Raw genomic sequence first — 424 nt, forward strand, 5'->3', positions numbered from 1 at the left:
CGCTCGACGCAGACGCCGCGCCTGTCGCCCCGTCACTCAGGTCCTCGCGCGCACGCCGCAGAGCCGCGGCAGCTCACACAGCGACCGCAGCCGCGGACCCGACCCAGGACGAGACAGCCCTCCACTCGCAGGCGACGCAGACTCAGGCACGGCCCCAGACGAAGCCGACTCCAGCGACGGCACCGCGCGCAACACAGCCCCAGACGACGGCACCCCAGACCGCGGCACCCCAGACCGCGGCACCCCAGACAACGCAGTCCCAGGCAACACAGCCCCAGACCACGGACCCCCAGCCCCAGGAAGCACAGGCCCCCCGTTCCTGGGATCCTCGCCTGCGCCCCCGACACATGGCTCCTCGCGCGGCGTCGACTCCTCAGACCCGGGTCCGCCGCGAGAAGCGCACGTGGGCGAAGTCCAAGGCACT

The organism is Microbacterium sp. H6, from assembly GCF_003314775.1.
GTDB lineage: Bacteria > Actinomycetota > Actinomycetes > Actinomycetales > Microbacteriaceae > Microbacterium > Microbacterium oxydans.